Origin of the sequence: Phytobacter sp. RSE-02, from assembly GCF_040578655.1 — a bacterium.
GTDB classification, from domain to species: domain Bacteria; phylum Pseudomonadota; class Gammaproteobacteria; order Enterobacterales; family Enterobacteriaceae; genus Phytobacter; species Phytobacter diazotrophicus.
In genome coordinates this window covers 21,008-38,439 of the sequence record NZ_JBEULY010000008.1, presented here as the reverse complement: position 1 = coordinate 38,439, position 17,432 = coordinate 21,008, and the positions used below count along the sequence as shown (strand labels likewise).

General features: G+C 44.7%; 11 protein-coding genes and 1 pseudogene. 8 read left to right on the top strand and 4 right to left on the bottom strand.

The window, feature by feature from the left end; translation table 11 throughout:
- Positions 1 to 104 precede the first annotated feature (104 nt).
- The 8 genes and pseudogenes from rpsU to ABU190_RS17070 all read left to right on the top strand — a co-directional run bounded on the left by rpsU (position 105) and on the right by ABU190_RS17070 (position 11,458).
- Positions 105 to 320: a 30S ribosomal protein S21 gene (gene rpsU, locus ABU190_RS17105; protein WP_001144069.1), complete on the top strand. Its 216-nt coding sequence runs from the start codon at positions 105 to 107 to the stop codon at positions 318 to 320.
- A gap of 239 nt (positions 321 to 559) precedes the next feature.
- Positions 560 to 2,305 (top strand): DNA primase, encoded by a 1,746-nt coding sequence (gene dnaG / locus ABU190_RS17100; protein WP_079497196.1) that lies wholly within the window; start codon positions 560 to 562, stop codon positions 2,303 to 2,305.
- A 158-nt stretch (positions 2,306 to 2,463) separates the two neighbouring features.
- Positions 2,464 to 4,311: an RNA polymerase sigma factor RpoD gene (gene rpoD, locus ABU190_RS17095; RefSeq protein ID WP_271849673.1), complete on the top strand. Its 1,848-nt coding sequence runs from the start codon at positions 2,464 to 2,466 to the stop codon at positions 4,309 to 4,311.
- Between the two features lie 677 nt (positions 4,312 to 4,988).
- Positions 4,989 to 5,090, top strand: a pseudogene (locus ABU190_RS17090) (KpsF/GutQ family sugar-phosphate isomerase); the annotation flags it as partial.
- Positions 5,091 to 5,168: 78 nt separating this feature from the next.
- The gene (locus tag ABU190_RS17085) at positions 5,169 to 6,320 is read left to right on the top strand and encodes a capsule biosynthesis protein (protein ID WP_354691934.1); all 1,152 of its coding nucleotides are present in this window, start codon (positions 5,169 to 5,171) and stop codon (positions 6,318 to 6,320) included.
- Positions 6,321 to 6,354: 34 nt separating this feature from the next.
- The gene (locus ABU190_RS17080; protein ID WP_354691933.1) at positions 6,355 to 8,031 is read left to right on the top strand and encodes a polysaccharide biosynthesis/export family protein; all 1,677 of its coding nucleotides are present in this window, start codon (positions 6,355 to 6,357) and stop codon (positions 8,029 to 8,031) included.
- Between the two features lie 113 nt (positions 8,032 to 8,144).
- On the top strand, positions 8,145 to 10,169 hold the full coding sequence (locus tag ABU190_RS17075) for a capsular polysaccharide biosynthesis protein (RefSeq protein WP_354692050.1): 2,025 nt from the start codon (positions 8,145 to 8,147) through the stop codon (positions 10,167 to 10,169).
- Between the two features lie 26 nt (positions 10,170 to 10,195).
- On the top strand, positions 10,196 to 11,458 hold the full coding sequence (locus ABU190_RS17070) for a capsular biosynthesis protein (protein ID WP_354692049.1): 1,263 nt from the start codon (positions 10,196 to 10,198) through the stop codon (positions 11,456 to 11,458).
- Between the two features lie 225 nt (positions 11,459 to 11,683).
- On the opposite strand, the gene ABU190_RS17065 is transcribed toward ABU190_RS17070, so the two are convergent.
- Genes ABU190_RS17065 through ABU190_RS17050 form a run of 4 tightly spaced genes read right to left on the bottom strand, consistent with a single transcriptional unit; the run spans position 11,684 to position 17,426 of the window.
- Positions 11,684 to 12,229 carry a hypothetical protein gene (locus tag ABU190_RS17065; RefSeq protein ID WP_354691932.1) on the bottom strand — a complete coding sequence of 182 codons (546 nt, stop codon included), beginning with the start codon at positions 12,227 to 12,229 and terminating at the stop codon, positions 11,684 to 11,686.
- A gap of 20 nt (positions 12,230 to 12,249) precedes the next feature.
- Positions 12,250 to 12,585, bottom strand: coding sequence for a hypothetical protein (locus ABU190_RS17060; RefSeq protein WP_354691931.1), 336 nt, complete (start codon positions 12,583 to 12,585; stop codon positions 12,250 to 12,252).
- 30 nt (positions 12,586 to 12,615) lie between these two features.
- Positions 12,616 to 16,392 carry a CDP-glycerol glycerophosphotransferase family protein gene (locus ABU190_RS17055; RefSeq protein ID WP_354691930.1) on the bottom strand — a complete coding sequence of 1,259 codons (3,777 nt, stop codon included), beginning with the start codon at positions 16,390 to 16,392 and terminating at the stop codon, positions 12,616 to 12,618.
- Positions 16,393 to 16,433: 41 nt separating this feature from the next.
- Entirely contained in the window at positions 16,434 to 17,426 is a 993-nt protein-coding gene (locus ABU190_RS17050) for a galactosyltransferase-related protein (RefSeq protein WP_079497086.1), read from the bottom strand.
- Between the last annotated feature and the right edge of the window lie 6 nt (positions 17,427 to 17,432).

Sequence of the window (17,432 nt, the reverse complement as noted above, 5' to 3'; positions counted from 1 at the left end):
GTGCTTTACAAAGCAGCAACTGTTGAAGTAAAATTCCGCACCATTTTGAAATAAGCTGGCGTTGACGCCAGCGGCAAACCGAATTTATCAAAGGTGAGAGGCACATGCCGGTAATTAAAGTACGTGAAAACGAGCCGTTCGACGTAGCACTGCGTCGCTTCAAGCGTTCCTGCGAAAAAGCAGGTGTTCTGGCGGAAGTTCGTCGTCGTGAGTTCTATGAAAAACCGACTACCGAACGTAAGCGCGCTAAAGCTTCTGCTGTGAAACGTCACGCGAAGAAACTGGCTCGCGAAAACGCACGCCGCACTCGTCTGTACTAAGTCTTCTGAGAGTTTAGCTCTCAGTTTCAGACCGAGTTGTAGTTGTAAGGCCGTGCTTCCGAAAGGAATGCGCGGCTTATTTTCGTTTATGCATTAGCAAGTACACAAAATCATTCAGGATGCATCAAGGCGGCAAGAGCGTGAATTCCCGGAGCTTACTGTAGTCAGTCAGTGACAGGAGTGAATGATCGTAGCCAACGCAGAGGCAGTTCGACTGACAAAGTGTAATTATGGGGCATATGGCTGGACGAATTCCACGCGTTTTCATCAATGACCTGCTGGCTCGCACCGACATCATCGATCTGATCGATGCGCGTGTGAAACTGAAAAAGCAGGGCAAGAACTGGCACGCATGCTGTCCATTCCATAACGAAAAAAGTCCTTCCTTCACCGTAAACGGTGAAAAACAGTTTTATCACTGCTTCGGCTGTGGGGCGCACGGCAACGCGATCGACTTTCTCATGAACTACGACAAGCTCGAGTTTGTGGAAACCGTCGAAGAGCTGGCCGCCATGCATAACCTGGAAGTGCCCTATGAAGCAGGCAACGGGCCAAGTCAGATAGAGCGCCACCAGCGGCAAAGTCTCTATCAGTTGATGGATGGCCTGAATGCGTTTTATCAGCAATCCCTGATGCAACCTGCCGCTGAACCGGCGCGCCAGTATCTGGAAAGGCGCGGTTTAAGCAGCGATGTCATCGCCCGTTTTGCGATTGGTTACGCCCCTCCCGGCTGGGACAACGTTTTAAAGCGTTTTGGTGCAAACCAGGAAAATCGTCAATCTTTGATTGATGCGGGCATGCTAGTCACTAACGATCAGGGACGCAGTTACGATCGTTTTCGCGAACGGGTGATGTTCCCCATCCGCGACAAGCGTGGTCGGGTAATGGGATTTGGTGGCCGAGTGCTGGGTAACGATACCCCCAAATATCTCAACTCACCAGAGACCGATATTTTCCATAAAGGCCGCCAGTTATACGGGCTTTATGAAGCGCAGCAGGACAATGATGAACCGCAGCGGCTTTTAGTCGTGGAAGGTTACATGGATGTGGTTGCGCTGGCGCAATATGGCATTAACTACGCCGTTGCGTCACTCGGAACTTCGACCACAGCAGACCATATTCAACTGTTGTTTCGGGTAACGAAAAACGTCATTTGCTGTTATGACGGCGACCGTGCAGGCCGCGATGCCGCATGGCGTGCGCTGGAAACCGCATTGCCGTACATGAGCGACGGACGTCAGCTACGCTTTATGTTCCTGCCGGACGGTGAAGACCCGGATACGCTGGTACGTAAGGAAGGTAAAGCAGCGTTTGAAGCGCGGATGGAGCAGGCGATGCCGCTCTCCACGTTTTTGTTTAACAGCTTACTGCCACAGGCGGACTTAACCACGCCGGACGGGACAACGCAACTTGCCGCGCTGGCGCTGCCGTTGATTTCTCAGGTTCCGGGTGAAACGCTACGTATTCAGCTCAGGCAGTTACTGGGTAACAAAATTGGCATCTTCGACGACGCGCAGCTTGATCGTTTAATGCCAAAACAGGCGGAAAATGCCACGGCCCGCCCGGCGCCTCAGCTAAAACGCACAACCATGCGTATACTGATAGGATTGCTGGTCCAGAGCCCGGAACTCGCACCGTTAGTGCCTCCGCTGGAAGGGCTGGATAAATCCAGAATGGCTGGACTTGGCTTATTTACAGAACTGGTCAACACTTGTTTGTCACAGCCTGGATTAACCACAGGGCAGCTTCTGGAACAGTATCGCGGAACAAAAGAAGCCGCAACCCTTGAAAAACTGGCGATGTGGGACGATATAGCAGATAAAGACATTGCAGAAAAAACGTTCAACGACGCGCTCAATCATATGTTTGATTCGATGCTTGTACAGCGGCAAGAAGAGTTGATAGCTCGTGACCGCACGCATGGTTTAAGCAGCGAAGAACGCCGGGAGCTCTGGCAACTAAACCAGGAACTGGCGAAAAAGTAAATTCAACGGCTTAAGTGCCGATAATCGTTCGGGAAGCGCCCGACAGCCGCATTGAGAGGCAGCGGCAAAAATATAAGTAAGCCCTCGTTACACCAAGTTGGCGGTTTTATTTCGCTGACCGACACCAACCCTCTTGAATTAAGTGTGGATACCGTCTTATGGAGCAAAACCCGCAGTCACAGCTGAAACTTCTTGTCCAACGTGGTAAGGAGCAAGGCTATCTGACCTATGCCGAGGTCAATGACCATCTGCCGGAAGATATCGTCGACTCCGATCAGATCGAAGACATCATCCAAATGATCAACGACATGGGCATTCAGGTGATGGAAGAAGCACCGGATGCCGATGATCTACTGCTTGCCGAAACCGCCAACAACACTGATGAAGATGCAGAAGAAGCGGCTGCACAGGTTCTTTCCAGTGTTGAATCTGAAATCGGTCGTACAACCGATCCGGTGCGCATGTACATGCGCGAAATGGGTACCGTTGAACTGTTGACCCGCGAAGGCGAAATTGACATCGCTAAGCGTATCGAAGACGGGATCAACCAGGTTCAGTGCTCCGTTGCCGAGTACCCGGAAGCCATTACTTATCTGCTGGAACAATATGACCGTGTTGAAGCGGAGCAGGCTCGCCTGTCTGATTTGATCACTGGCTTCGTCGATCCAAACGCGGAAGAAGATCTGGCACCTACGGCGACTCACGTCGGTTCTGAACTCTCTCAGGAAGAGCTGGACGACGATGAGGACGAAGATGAAGACGAAGATGGCGATGACAGCAGCGACGATGACAACAGCATCGATCCTGAGCTGGCGCGCGAAAAATTTGCCGAGCTGCGTACACAGTACGAAAAAACCCGCGACACCATCAAAGCGAAAGGCCGTAGCCACGCTGATGCCGCAGCCGAAATCCTGCAGCTATCCGAAGTCTTCAAACAGTTCCGTCTGGTACCGAAACAGTTCGATTACCTGGTAAACAGCATGCGCATCATGATGGACCGCGTGCGTACCCAAGAACGCATTATCATGAAGCTGTGCGTTGAACAGTGCAAGATGCCGAAGAAAAACTTCATTACGCTGTTTACTGGCAACGAAACCAACGAGACCTGGTTCAATGCAGCCCTGGCGATGAACAAGCCGTGGTCTGAAAAACTGCATGAAGTGTCTGAGGACGTTCAGCGCGGCCTGCAGAAACTGCAGCAGATTGAAGAAGAGACCGGCCTGACCATTGAGCAGGTAAAAGACATCAACCGTCGTATGTCCATCGGTGAAGCGAAAGCACGCCGTGCGAAAAAAGAGATGGTTGAAGCGAACTTGCGTCTGGTTATCTCTATCGCCAAGAAATACACCAACCGTGGTCTGCAATTCCTCGATCTGATTCAGGAAGGCAACATCGGTCTGATGAAAGCGGTAGATAAGTTTGAATACCGTCGCGGTTACAAGTTCTCCACCTACGCAACCTGGTGGATCCGTCAGGCAATCACCCGCTCTATCGCGGATCAGGCGCGCACCATCCGTATTCCGGTGCATATGATTGAGACCATTAACAAGCTCAACCGTATCTCCCGCCAGATGCTGCAAGAGATGGGCCGTGAGCCGACGCCGGAAGAGCTGGCCGAGCGTATGCTGATGCCGGAAGATAAGATCCGTAAAGTGCTGAAAATTGCCAAAGAGCCGATCTCCATGGAAACGCCGATTGGCGACGATGAAGATTCGCATCTGGGTGATTTCATCGAGGACACCACCCTCGAGCTGCCGCTGGACTCTGCGACCACCGAGAGCCTGCGTGCCGCTACGCACGACGTTCTGGCTGGCCTGACCGCCCGTGAAGCAAAAGTGCTGCGTATGCGTTTCGGTATCGATATGAATACTGACCACACGCTGGAAGAAGTGGGTAAACAGTTCGACGTTACCCGCGAACGTATCCGTCAGATCGAAGCGAAGGCGCTGCGTAAACTGCGCCACCCGAGCCGCTCTGAAGTGCTGCGTAGCTTCCTCGACGATTAATTCGTCCGCATTTTACGCCTTATCAAACGCCATCCTTCGGGGTGGCGTTTTTTTATCCGTATTAATGGAAAAATAAAATATGGTATCAATGCCAGACTATTTTACATTATCTTAGATATATTTTTAATATGAATATATAAGCAAAACCGCTTGATGAAATAAATATAAACCTGCGACGTGGTATTAATTTATTACGTTTTTGAAATTTATAAACAGGCAATAAAAAGAATTGCAAACCACATTAAACACAACAAAAAAATCCAAAAATTACAAAGAGTTAATCTTAAAAGAACAATAGTAAAAGCTATTATACTCAGCATTACTAAATTCGTTGCAGTTGTATATAAGAGCTGCTTGTGCTAAAAAACGGGAAAATAAAAGATAGTCCCCGAACTCGCAAGTTTAAAAAGTACCTGGTAAACGTCACCACCATGGCGACTGGGTATTTTTTTGCACTTCCAGGAAACGAATGGCAACTGAGTGGTATGTCCTGAATCGGTTGCTGTGACGGTGCGCCTGTTAACTATGGCCTGGACACCGACCGTCACGTAGAGGTTACCAACAGGAAACAAAATGGATTTTAACGTGAACACGGAAACAGAAGAGCAAGCGCTGATTAACAGCGTACACAGCACATTGACGGAGCAAGGTGATGTGCACTCCGCCATCTGGCAGAAGTCATCAATGCGGAAGAGAAGATGACTAAACACCGCATCTCCACCCTACTCATCACCGATAACTCACAGGATGTGATTGGTTTAGTCAGGATTTTCGACTGACACCTCACCTGTTTATACCGACATAAAAAGTCTTCCCCTCAGCAAATTTTTGCCAGGGAGAATAACGTTGAAAGTGACATGTCTACACATAAAGTAAAGTTGCTGGCGTCCTCGTTACGCGCACGTACGGCCAAATTTAACCTTGCCTGGATCCAGCAGCATCTTGCCAGGATTGTTATTGCCACCCCGATGGCACTACTCGTCATCTATTTGGTGATTTTCAGCCAGCCGCGATATATGAGCGAATCAAAGGTCGCGGTAAAACGTCCCAGTGATATCGAAGGCGCCAGCCTGAATGTCGGCTTGCTGCTGGGTGCATCCAACCCCAGTTCCACCGAAGACGCGTTGTATCTCAAGGAGTACATCAACTCAGCAGATATGCTGAAAGTACTCGATAAACAGCTCGATTTTCACGATGCATGGAGCCATAGCGGGCTGGACTTCATTCATCATCTCTCTAAAGATACAACGGCAGAACAGTTCCTCAATTACTACCGCGACCGAATCTCTGTGGTCTTTGATGACAAAACCGGTCTTTTGACGATTCAGACCCAGGGTTTTACGCCGGAATTCTCACAGCAGTTCAATAAAGCAGTCTTGAAAGAGTCAGAGCGTTTTATTAACGAGCTCTCCCATAAAATCGCGCGAGAGCAGTTGAACTTCGCCCAGGAAGAACTGCAGCAGGCCCGTATTCGCCTTGATAAAAGTAAAGCAGAATTACTGGCTTACCAGAATCAGAACAATATCCTCGATCCCGAAGCCTCCGCCACTGCTGCCACCTCTCTGGTGATGACCTTACAAGGTAAAAAAGTTGAGCTGGAAGCCGAGCTGCGTAATTTATTGAGTTACTTGCGTGAAGATGCGCCCCAGGTCATTAGCCTTCGTAATTCAATAAAAGCCCTGCAGGCACAGATCGACACAGAGCAGAGCAAAATCACCGCGCCAGGCGATAAGAAACTCAACAGCATGGCGGCTGACTTTGACGAGATTAAAGCACGCGTCACTTTCGATACCGAAATCTACACGATGGCGATCAAAGCCATTGAAAAAACACGCCTGGAAGCGGCACGTAAACTCAAAGTGTTGTCGGTCATCAGCTCACCGCAACAACCGGAAGAGTCCAGTTTCCCCAATAGCGGCTACCTGCTGGCAAGCTGGTTGTTAGTCTGCTGCCTACTCTTCGGCACCATCAAATTGCTGCTGGCCGTGATTGAAGATCACAAAGACTAATTTTGGACGCACAGTGAATTTTACAGAGTTGAACATGAAATTATTAAAATCGGCACTGCTCCTTCTGGTCTGCCATGCGGCCTGGGCGGCTGGTACGACAGGGATTACAGCCGATCCAAATCTGACAGGGGCGGCACCGTTGCCGTCGCTTATCACCGGCAAGACAGAAGAAACTCAGAACGCAACCGGGTTTGACAACACACCGCCCCCCGTGGCTGCCGCACTGCCCAGCCGCATGTTCGGCGCACAGTTGTTTACCTCTATCAGCGCAGCTTCAGGCGCAGGTCTGGGGTTCAACCCAGGCTATGTGATTGGTCTCGGCGATACCATCCAGATTCGACTTTGGGGCGCATTCCAGTATGACGGGGCGCTCACCGTTGACCCGAAAGGCAATATTTTCCTGCCTAATATTGGCCCGCTGAAAGTCTCGGGTATGACCAATGCGCAGTTGAACAATACCGTCACCAGTAAGATCAAAGAAGTTTATACGTCGAACGTTAACGTCTATGCCTCTCTGCTGCAGGCTCAGCCGGTGAAAGTTTTCGTGACCGGCTATGTGCGAAGCCCTGGCTTGTATGGTGGCGTGGCATCTGACTCCCTGCTCTCTTATCTGAGCAAAGCTGGTGGCGTCGACAGTGAGCGCGGCAGCTACGTTGATATCATCGTCAAACGTGGCAAATCGGTTATCTCACGCGTAAACCTGTACGATTTTCTGCTGAACGGTAAGCTGGGCCTGTCGCAGTTTGTCGATGGCGATACCATCGTCGTTGGTCCACGTCAGCATACGTTCAGCGTAGAAGGCGATGTGTTTAACAGTTACGACTTTGAGTTCGCCAACAGTACGATTCCGGTCACAGAGGCGCTCAGTTGGGCGCGTCCGAAACCCGGCGCCACCCACATGACCATTATCCGCCAGCAAGGCACCGTAAAACGTAGCGAATACTATCCTCTCGGCTCCGCAGCGGGCCGCTCTCTGCAGGATGGCGACCGTCTTATCGTAAGTTCAGACCGCTATGCAGGCACCATTCAGGTACGTGTTGACGGTGCCCATTCCGGCGAACATGCGATAGTTCTGCCGTACGGTTCGACCATGCGTCAGGTGCTATCGCAGATCCGCCCGAATAGCATGTCGCAGATGAAGGCCATCCAGTTGTACAGAACATCTGTTGCGGAGCGTCAGAAAGAGATGCTGAACCTGTCGTTGCAGAAACTGGAAGAGGCCTCTCTTTCAGCACAATCCTCAACACAGGAAGAAGCCCGTTTGCGCATGCAGGAAGCGCAACTGGTTAGCCGGTTCGTCAATAAAGCGCGTGCTGTCGTTCCGAAAGGGCAAGTCGTGCTTAGCGAAAGCAACATCGACTCGGTGCTGCTGGAAGATGGTGACGTCATCATGATTCCGGAAAAAACGTCGCTGGTTATGGTGCACGGGGAAGTGCTGTTCCCGAACGCCGTCTCCTGGCAGGACGGAATGGATGTGGACGATTACATCAAAAAATGCGGTGGCCTGACGCAGAAATCCGGCAATTCAAAAATCATTGTGATTCACCAGAACGGCGAGTCGGTTGATGCTGACGATGCAGGAAAACTGCAACCCGGTGACGAAATCATGGTTCTGCCGAAATACGAATCGAAAAACATTGAAGTTACGCGTGGTATTTCGACCATTCTTTATCAGCTTGCCGTTGCCGCCAGGGTTGTGCTGACAATCTAATCAACTCTGTCGCAGATGCTTTTCCCGGCATGCCGGGGAAAGCGAAACAAGCAGCGGTAAAAACGTTTTCTTCTTTAATCAACGGATTGATATTGATGGAACGAACGAGAAACATACTGGGTATTTATTCCGGGGGGATCTGGCGCATTCCGCATCTGGACAGTTTTCTGCCTGGAAAACCGGTGCGGCTTTCGCCTTATAAAACCATTCCGGAGCAGGTGAATGCTATCGCCGTCTGGGGCCACCGCCCCAGCGCGCAAAAGCCTGTTGCCCTGGCACAATCCGTTGGTCTCCCGGTTATTCGCCTGGAAGATGGCTTTATTCGTTCTCTCGGGTTAGGCGTTCAGGGTTGCCCGCCTCTCTCCATCGTCGTTGATCATTTAGGCATCTATTACGACGCTTCGGTTCCGAGCTCGCTTGAATGCCTGGTAAAAGATAATGACGGCAATAAGCCGCTCGCGGCTGAAGCTCAGGCGATGATGCGCGCCATCGTTGACAATGATTTGTCGAAATACAACCAGGCGCCGCCGTTTGTCGCACCGGATATTATGCCAGAGGCCGTGCTGGTGATTGACCAGACGTTTGGCGATATGTCTGTCACCAAAGGCAACGCCGGCCCGGAAAGCTTCCAGCAGATGCTTGAGACAGCAAAGCAGGAAAATCCGAGCGCAGAAGTTTGGGTGAAGGTGCATCCGGATGTGCTATGCGGCAAAAAGGCGGGGTACTTTGCGAACCTGAAATCCGACGACCGTGTGCGCGTATTTGCCGAAGATGTCAGCCCGCAATCGCTACTGCGGCACATGCAAAAGGTGTATGTGGTCACCTCGCAGTATGGTTTTGAAGCGTTGCTGGCAGGCAAACCCGTCGTCTGCTTTGGGCAGCCATGGTATGCGGGCTGGGGACTAACAGATGACCGCCACCCAAAGGCCCGTGAGCTTGCCGCACGCCGCCAACCGACCACACTGAGCAATCTGTTCACCGCCGCCTACTTGCGCTACTGCCGTTACCGACACCCGGTAAGCGGAAAACCTGCAACGCTGGCGTGCGTTATCGACTGGCTGGTCTTACAGCGTAACCACAACCTGGCACGTCGTGGCACGCTATGGGCGCCGGGATTAAGCCTGTGGAAAACAGCAATACTCAGGCCGTTTCTGAAAACCGTGGAGAACCGGGTACGCTTTGCGAAGCAGTGTCGACAAGCCAGCGCGCTTATTGCCTGGGGTACAAGGGGAGAGAAAAAATGGCAGGCGCAGGCAGATGCACAGCGCATTCCACTGTGGCGGATGGAAGACGGGTTTATCCGCTCCTCCGGCCTGGGTTCCGATTTGCTCGCCCCCCTGTCTTTAGTGCTGGATAAAACCGGTATCTATTACGACGCATCCCGTCCAAGCGATCTGGAAAACCTGCTGAACGCCAGCAGCCTGAGCGAACATCAGCGGGAGCGTGCGCAAGCCCTTCTGCAACAACTTGTGCGCAACAAAGTCAGTAAATACAACCTTGGACAGGAGTGGCACTTACCGCCCGAGGCTACCGGTAAAAAAGTCATTCTGGTACCCGGTCAGGTGGAGGATGACGCCTCGATTCTGACAGGGGCGAGGTCTGTTAACACCAACCGGGATTTATTGCGTACGGTACGCGAGCGCAATCCTGACGCGTTTGTTGTCTTTAAACCGCACCCGGATGTGTTGGTTGGCAACCGTAAAGGGCAAGTCGTGGCGGAAGATATCGCCCGTTGGGCCGACTGCCAGGCGCAGGATGCCGATATCATTCAGTGCATTCAACTCGCTGATGAGTTACACACCATGACCTCTCTTTCCGGCTTCGAAGCCTTAATGCACGGTAAGCGAGTATTTTGCTATGGCCTGCCTTTTTATGCCGGCTGGGGACTCACTCAGGATGAGCACAATATTCCCCGGCGCGCCCGACAGCTCAGTCTTACGGATTTAGTGTGGCAAACGCTTATCGCGTACCCAACTTATATCCATCCACAGCGACTGGAGCCAATGCAGGCAGAAGAGGCCGTAATGTGGCTGAGCACCGCGCCACGCGGTGAAATGAAAATCACGAAAAAAAATATCGGCCGATTAGCCAGACAGTACCGCAAATTATTGATGTTTTACAAAGTTCGTTTTGGTTAGTGTTAATTTGAGACTCATGGACGATGATGCAAAATAATACCGTTAAGACATTACTCGCTGGGAAAAAATATCTGCTGTTGCAAGGACCAATGGGGCCTTTCTTCAATGATGTCGCCAACTGGCTGGAGACGCTGGAACGCGAAGCGGTAAACGTTGTATTTAATGGTGGCGATCGTTTTTATTGTCGACATCGTCAGCACCTTACTTATACACAAACGCCGAAGGAATTCCCGACCTGGCTGAAAGAGACCTGGAAAGTTTATCCATTCGACACTATCTTGTGCTTCGGTGACTGCCGTCCATTGCACAGGGCGGCGCATACCTGGGCGAAAGCGAAAGGTATTCGTTTCCTGGCTTTCGAAGAGGGCTATCTGCGGCCTCACTTTATTACGCTTGAAGAAGGCGGAGTGAATGCTTTCTCCCCCCTGCCCCGTGATCCTGATTTTTACCGGAGCTTGCCAGATTTCCCACTCTCAGAACCCCAGCCACTGAAACCGTCCTCAGGCCGCCGTTACATCCACGCGACATGGTATTATCTCGTCGGCTGGCGATATAGACATGAGTTCATGCATTATCGCCATCACAAATCTTTTTCACCATGGTACGAGGGAAAATGCTGGGTGCGCGCGTGGTGGCGTAAGCAATGGTATGGCTGGAAACAACGTGACGTAATGGAGACGCTGCAGACAACACTCGATCAACGCTTTTATCTTGCGATTTTGCAGGTCTATAACGATAGTCAGATCCGCAACCATAGCCCATACGCTGATGTCCGGGATTATATTAACGATGTGATCTTCTCGTTTGCACGTAAAGCGCCGAAAGACGATGTGCTGGTCATTAAGCACCACCCTATGGATCGCGGGCATCGTCTGTATGGCCCCCTGATTAAGCGGCTGAGCAAGAAGTATGGCGTGACCAATCGCGTAATTTATGTCCACGATTTACCGATGCCGGAATTACTGACGCATGCCAAAGCCGTGGTGACTATTAACAGTACGGCGGGAATTTCAGCGTTAGTGCATAACAAACCGCTGAAAGTGATGGGCAACGCCCTGTATGACATCAAAGGGATGACATATCAGGGACACTTGCACCAGTTCTGGACGGCAAATTTCAAGCCGGACATGAAGTTGTTTAAGAAATTTCGTGAGTATTTGCTGGCGAATACGCAGATAAATGCGGTGTATTATGGGGATAAAACAGATATTGAATTCATAAAGCGATTCTTAATTAATAAAATCAATAATCTTAGCAATGAACTACAAAGTCAAAACATGGTGAAGTGACTTCATGTAAATCACTCGCCATCAGCTAGCTTTAAGGACAATACCATAAAAATGAACTTGATAATTCTTGTCATATTTCATCTTTAGTGATCCAAGATGAGATATTGTAAAATCCATTATCAATATAAAATTCTTTAACACAGCAATTAACATCGACAATGCATTCTCCTATATTCCCCCGTAAATTCAGCATGTTAAATTCCGTAACATCATATAAACTCATTTTTAATCAGATTCGGAATATTCATATATATAATTACTAATGCTATTTTTTCTACCAATCAACATTAGTATTGATAGCATTCCATTATTGTCTATACTCAAGCCTTCTGGTTCAAAAAAACCTTCATCACCATAAGATTTAACCCTGTCCATACCCACAGTAACGTTTGTATTAGAGTCCAGTAATTTTCCATCCATTGTAAAATTATAAATAGCCTTAGGATTTACTCTTGCATTGCCCAGGACAATACTTACTATTTTTCCATTGGATGCAATTGCCTGCAATGGTCTTAACTCGCCGGATTTATATGTAAATATATTATCAGGCAAAGACCATTGATATTTATAACCCGAAGTTACAAAGAAAATATCTTTATTTGAATTTATAATCTTGTCAACGATATATTCCAAATCAAAAACTCTGATTATCATGTTCCTTGAAGCGAATCGCCCACGAACTATTAGAAACTTACCATCACTGGAAATTGTGGGTATTACTTCATTTTTTTTGAAAAAAGAATCATCAAAAAAAACAATCTCACGCTTCATTACAAGATCATCATGTTTGATCAAGAAAGCAAGCCCGCTAAATGGTGAATTTTTTTGCTGGTAAAGATCAAATTTATCCCACGCATGCGATCTTCGTATACACCTATGCCTTGATGTCCTATGGAAGCATCAGTTAATATTAAATCACGCCCGCCATTTTTATTTAAATAAACTAAAGGTATAGGGTTTTTATTTTGGTGTTCTAATGTATAAACATCTCCATTTAGGTTAATTACCATTCCCTGTATGTTGTTGTGCGTATCAATAACAATCGGCTCCTTTTGCGAAGCCAATACGTTTGTTATACAGAATAACAACATAGATGCAATAACAATATCGCGAGTAAACCATCTCATTTCTTTAAATTTCCTAAACTTTAATTTCCCCTATTGCATACGATTTAAACCAGCAAGGGCATCATTCAGCTCAGACACTGCTGATAATAGAGTTCTGTAATCATCAGCCCCTTTCCAATTTTTAATATCGCTGTAGAATTCCTCATGTTTTTTCATAATTGACAGGATAGTAAGTTCCTTAGCCAGGTCAGGCCGTGATTTTTTAAAAAACAATAAAGCATATTGATATATTTCTGCACATGATAATGGATAAAGATCTTTACCAACAACACTTTCAATAATTTTAAAAATAACGTCTAAATCAAAATCTTCATTATTAATAAACATGCTTTCCAAAACATACACTAGATTGTCATTTCCGGTTAGTATGAAGAGTTCGGATAAGAATTTCTCGATTCCTTCAGATATAAACACCGTGAAGAGATATTTTGCTCGATTATTATCTGAAATAAGATAGCATTTCTTGTTGATCTCATCATTAAGAATAGCACTCATGCTTGCGAAATTTTTCTCTCTGAACAAACGATCAAGATAATGAATAAGAATAGAGTCTGGCATCACATTCTTTTCGTTATAATGGCACAGCAAATCTATCGGGGTGTTCTTGCTCAAGAGTAGGAATGTTTCTATAGCCATAATGCTGTTTTCGTTGACCGGCAATAGTTGGCTTAATTGAAGATTCATTCTATCCTCAGGCTGATGATGCTTATAGATTTCAGAAAGGAGGTATTCTTTTTCTTCGGAAGTCATCGTTAAGCTAGAGAATGAGTTTATTGCCTTCGGTGCTTCCCCATTCTTGATTAATGTCAAGCAATTTAAAAGCATTACATTTCTTGGATTTTGTTCAGCATTGTGTTCTAATTTACTAGTGTATACCGTTAAAGCTCCCTGGTAATCCTGCTTATTATAAAAATCCACGAATGAAATTAGCGAACAGCAATAATTATATAAATTTAAATTAGATCCTTTTTCAAATATTTTACGCGATTTTAGCTTTAACAAATAGCTTTCAGTATATTTGAGAAATTGCATTGCATCAGGTATAACTTGAAAGCTATCTGCAAATGAAAAATCTGTTGGCGTATTAAAATTTATATTATCCTGTATTACTTCTATTTTTGACAAAATATTATCATTATTATCAAGCTTACAAATAAAAACTATATCTTCAAATACTCCTATTAGCCTGTCATGGAGATAAAGAGGCGTTTTTATTAAATTAGTTTCGAAGCTACTCAAAAATGTGTCTATAGACTTAAACTCTAAGTTACTTGTATATCTTTCAAGATATTCAAGAATAGTTTCGCAGTCATAAACTTTAATACCTTCATTGTTTAATCGGTTGAAGAGACGCGAAGAGTTGTTATGATCATCATAAGGAAAGAAGGATTTAATCCTTTTATCATAAAAAGGGGGCAATATAGATTTATTTGCAAGCATGTTTTTAAGTTCAGTATTTAGCGTATCAATATCACCAATTACTGGTCCAAAGCCAAGCTCCTCATAGTCATAATAACCTTTAGAGTATGAATGTTCAGAGAAGAAAGTTGCACTATCAAACTGGAAATAGATTATTGGCTTCTTCATATATGCAACATCAAATGCAACGGAAGAATAATCAGTGATCAGTAGATCTGCATCTTTAAATATTTCCTGAATACTACAACTAGTTAGATCTCCTACCTGGATATAGTCTGGTATCGCCAACTCAGACAAATAATCAGTTAAATTTGGATGAGGTAAGAATATTATGCTATATCCATAATCCTCTGTTGTTTTGCGAAGCTGCTCTGAACGGAGAAAGCCTCCCCACATTTCACAAAATAATGAATTAATAAATTCAGGGTTTTTAATACGCTTACTGGATTTTCTTATTAATTCTCCAGCTAAGCTTTTACGCCATGTTGGCATTATAAGGATTTGTTTTTTACTTTCATCACGCTTTCTGAGATTATCATAACGAGGGAAACCAGTCAGGATTGTCTCTTGAGAAGTATAACGGTATCTTCCACGGCCAGAGATATCGTCAAACTCGTGTCGTGCGGCAGTGACAAGATAATCAATTTTCCTACTATTCAACCATTCAGATTGGTCATCTTTTGTGATGCCATGCTGAAGAAAAACAAATTTATAATTCATTATATCTGCATAATATTTCCGCGGCAGATAATTAACAATTGCAGGATTTGCATGTGATGAAAGGAGATACTTTGCATTCAATAGTGCAAATCGGTGTGCCAAACTACCAAACTTCACTAAATTAAAACCTTCGTTCTTAAGACGTCGCCAATCGGAAGACTGTTTACTAATTAAAAAGTAGCACTTTTCATTAGGATGATGTTTGGAAACATAACGATAAAAATGTTCTGCATTATCATCTGCACGCAATTCATTATCAATAAACAGCCAGGAATTAGCAAATTTATTTTTAATAATTGAAGTTGTAGCTATAGAACGCAATATTTTTGCTTTTCTCGTTAATGTATAAGGCTGTACATTTTTACGAACATGGCTATTAATAATGCTAGATATTGCGACTTTTGATAAACGCTTGCCATTTACAATGATACCGGTGATAAACTGATTCTGCAAAGATAGTTCCTGAGTCGGTGAATTGTAGGAGACCCAGAAATAGATTTCAAAGGAAAAGGAGAGATCGAATATGGTTAATTCCCTTACTTTTGCGGACAAGGGTATCGTCTCTTTGCCATTCAAAAACAATCGAGGAAGAGTGTCATGATGTGAGGCAATTTTAAATTTAACACTCATGTTTGAAAGGTTGATGTCTTCGATGTAGCACAGATCTCTTTCAGCATCTAAACCCAAGAGTTTTAAATATCCTATCTTATGCACATGATTATAGTTTTTTGCCGAATAGCCTTTTAAGACATTGACGCCAAGTAAATTAACAATTGTAACAAAGCAAGTTTTGATTTCATCCTGTAAGTCTTGATTTATTAATTCGTCAGCTTTTTTATTCTTAAGTAAGAGAAGTACAAGGTTATGAATGAGGCAAAATAAATATTTACTTTCCTGTATCGAAAATTGTTTAGTTTTGAGAATCTCTTTAACTTCAAATAATAATATTTTTAGCGAATTTCCTTCTTTTACAATTTCCTGGAGTTCAGATTCGAGACTAGAGCCAGAACTACTATACGAAAAAGCATTTGGAATAAACTGGATATCAGAATCTAACACACATAAAGCAGCAATTTTAAGAGCGTTAATAACCTTACTTGCTATTGCATCTGGTTTGATGAATTTTTTTATTTCATAAAGATATTTAGTTTTAAAAAAGCTCACTGCCAATGACGGAAAAAAGTAATCCTTTGATGTTAGGTTTTCGACATTTGCACTCGCTTTTAAATTGGCAATTAATGGATCGAGTTGTGTAACAGAAGCATCATTTGTATATCCGTGTAAAACTATTTCTGCTGACTGAGAATTGAAATTATACAGATGATAATTTTTAAGAAAATTTTTATGTAATAATTCACCTTGCTCGAGGATTTTAACATAAAAGGTATTTACTTTACTTGCAGCTGAGTGAATCTCATCAGTGATATTTATAACTTCGCTGCTATTAATTATCACGTATGGGCTATTTATCCCTGACGTTTTATTTGCCAGAACCACGCTTTCAACGGAATCGTTAATTTCTTGTTCATTATTTGCAATGATGATAAACCCAATTGATGGATTATTATTTAAATAGAATCCGCATGGTTTTATCTTTTTTATAAATTTAGAGTCAGCTATAAATTTCTTGGGTTCCCTGACCATTTTTCTTAATTTTTTTTTAATCACTTTAACGTCCTAATGTTATAACTGATAACACTATTAAAATTTCACTTATTCAATAGAAAATTGATTCGTCTTTTAAATGTATCAAATCGATCTATATGTCCAGGTTTATTATCAAAGAAAATCGCATAATCATGAATACTCTTGCCCTGATTAACGCAAAGAGAAACGAAAGGTACGAGTAGTGTCGAATTTATTTCTTCCTGATCGCTAACATTATGTGAATGTGCCTCGATAAGTTTTTTATAATTTTCCTGACGCGCTAAATAATAGTCTTCATGGCCGTCTTTTTCATGATAGAGATGAAATGCCATATCTTTTTCAAGCAGAACTTCAAGACAAGCTTCTCCTAGATATCGTCTAAAGCCAACCGCAAACAGGGGCGATCTCTCCGTTTTATCAAGCGTGAAATCATTAAATTTTTTTAACATGCCATGTAATTCATATAATCGTATGAGGAAATCAAAATCTTCATATCCATGCCCCCGAAATCTTTCATCAAACCCTTTTATCATCCTATAATCGTCGGATTTCAAAATTGTAATTGATGATGGGCTAGCCAGATGCAAAAATTCTTTACGGGAGAAATCAAAAAATTTTTTCTTCATTCCCTCAACGGAAACCTTTTTTTTCCTTAAAAGCGTGGTCCCATATTCAGTAAGATAAAGACATGGTAATACGTAAAATGGTCTTATCGATCTTTCAATTTTATCTTTGTACTTTATAAAAAGATCAAAATCTGGATAAATGTCCACATCAAGTAAAATTATATAGTCCGTGTCAACCAGTTCAAATGCTAAATTTCGTAACAAAGATGAATTAATATATTCAGACACATTTTTTTTAGAATTCATCTGCACATATGGATATCTCTGTAACCGAGAAATTAATTCAAAATCATAGCGAGTTCCACGGTTATTATGTCCAAATATTATCTTAACGTTAGATTGCTGAGCAACCTCGGCTAACACTAGCGCTTTTTCGATGAGATCTTTCGACCTACGTTTTAGATCGATTGGAATTATTGCAGTAAGCATTTGACT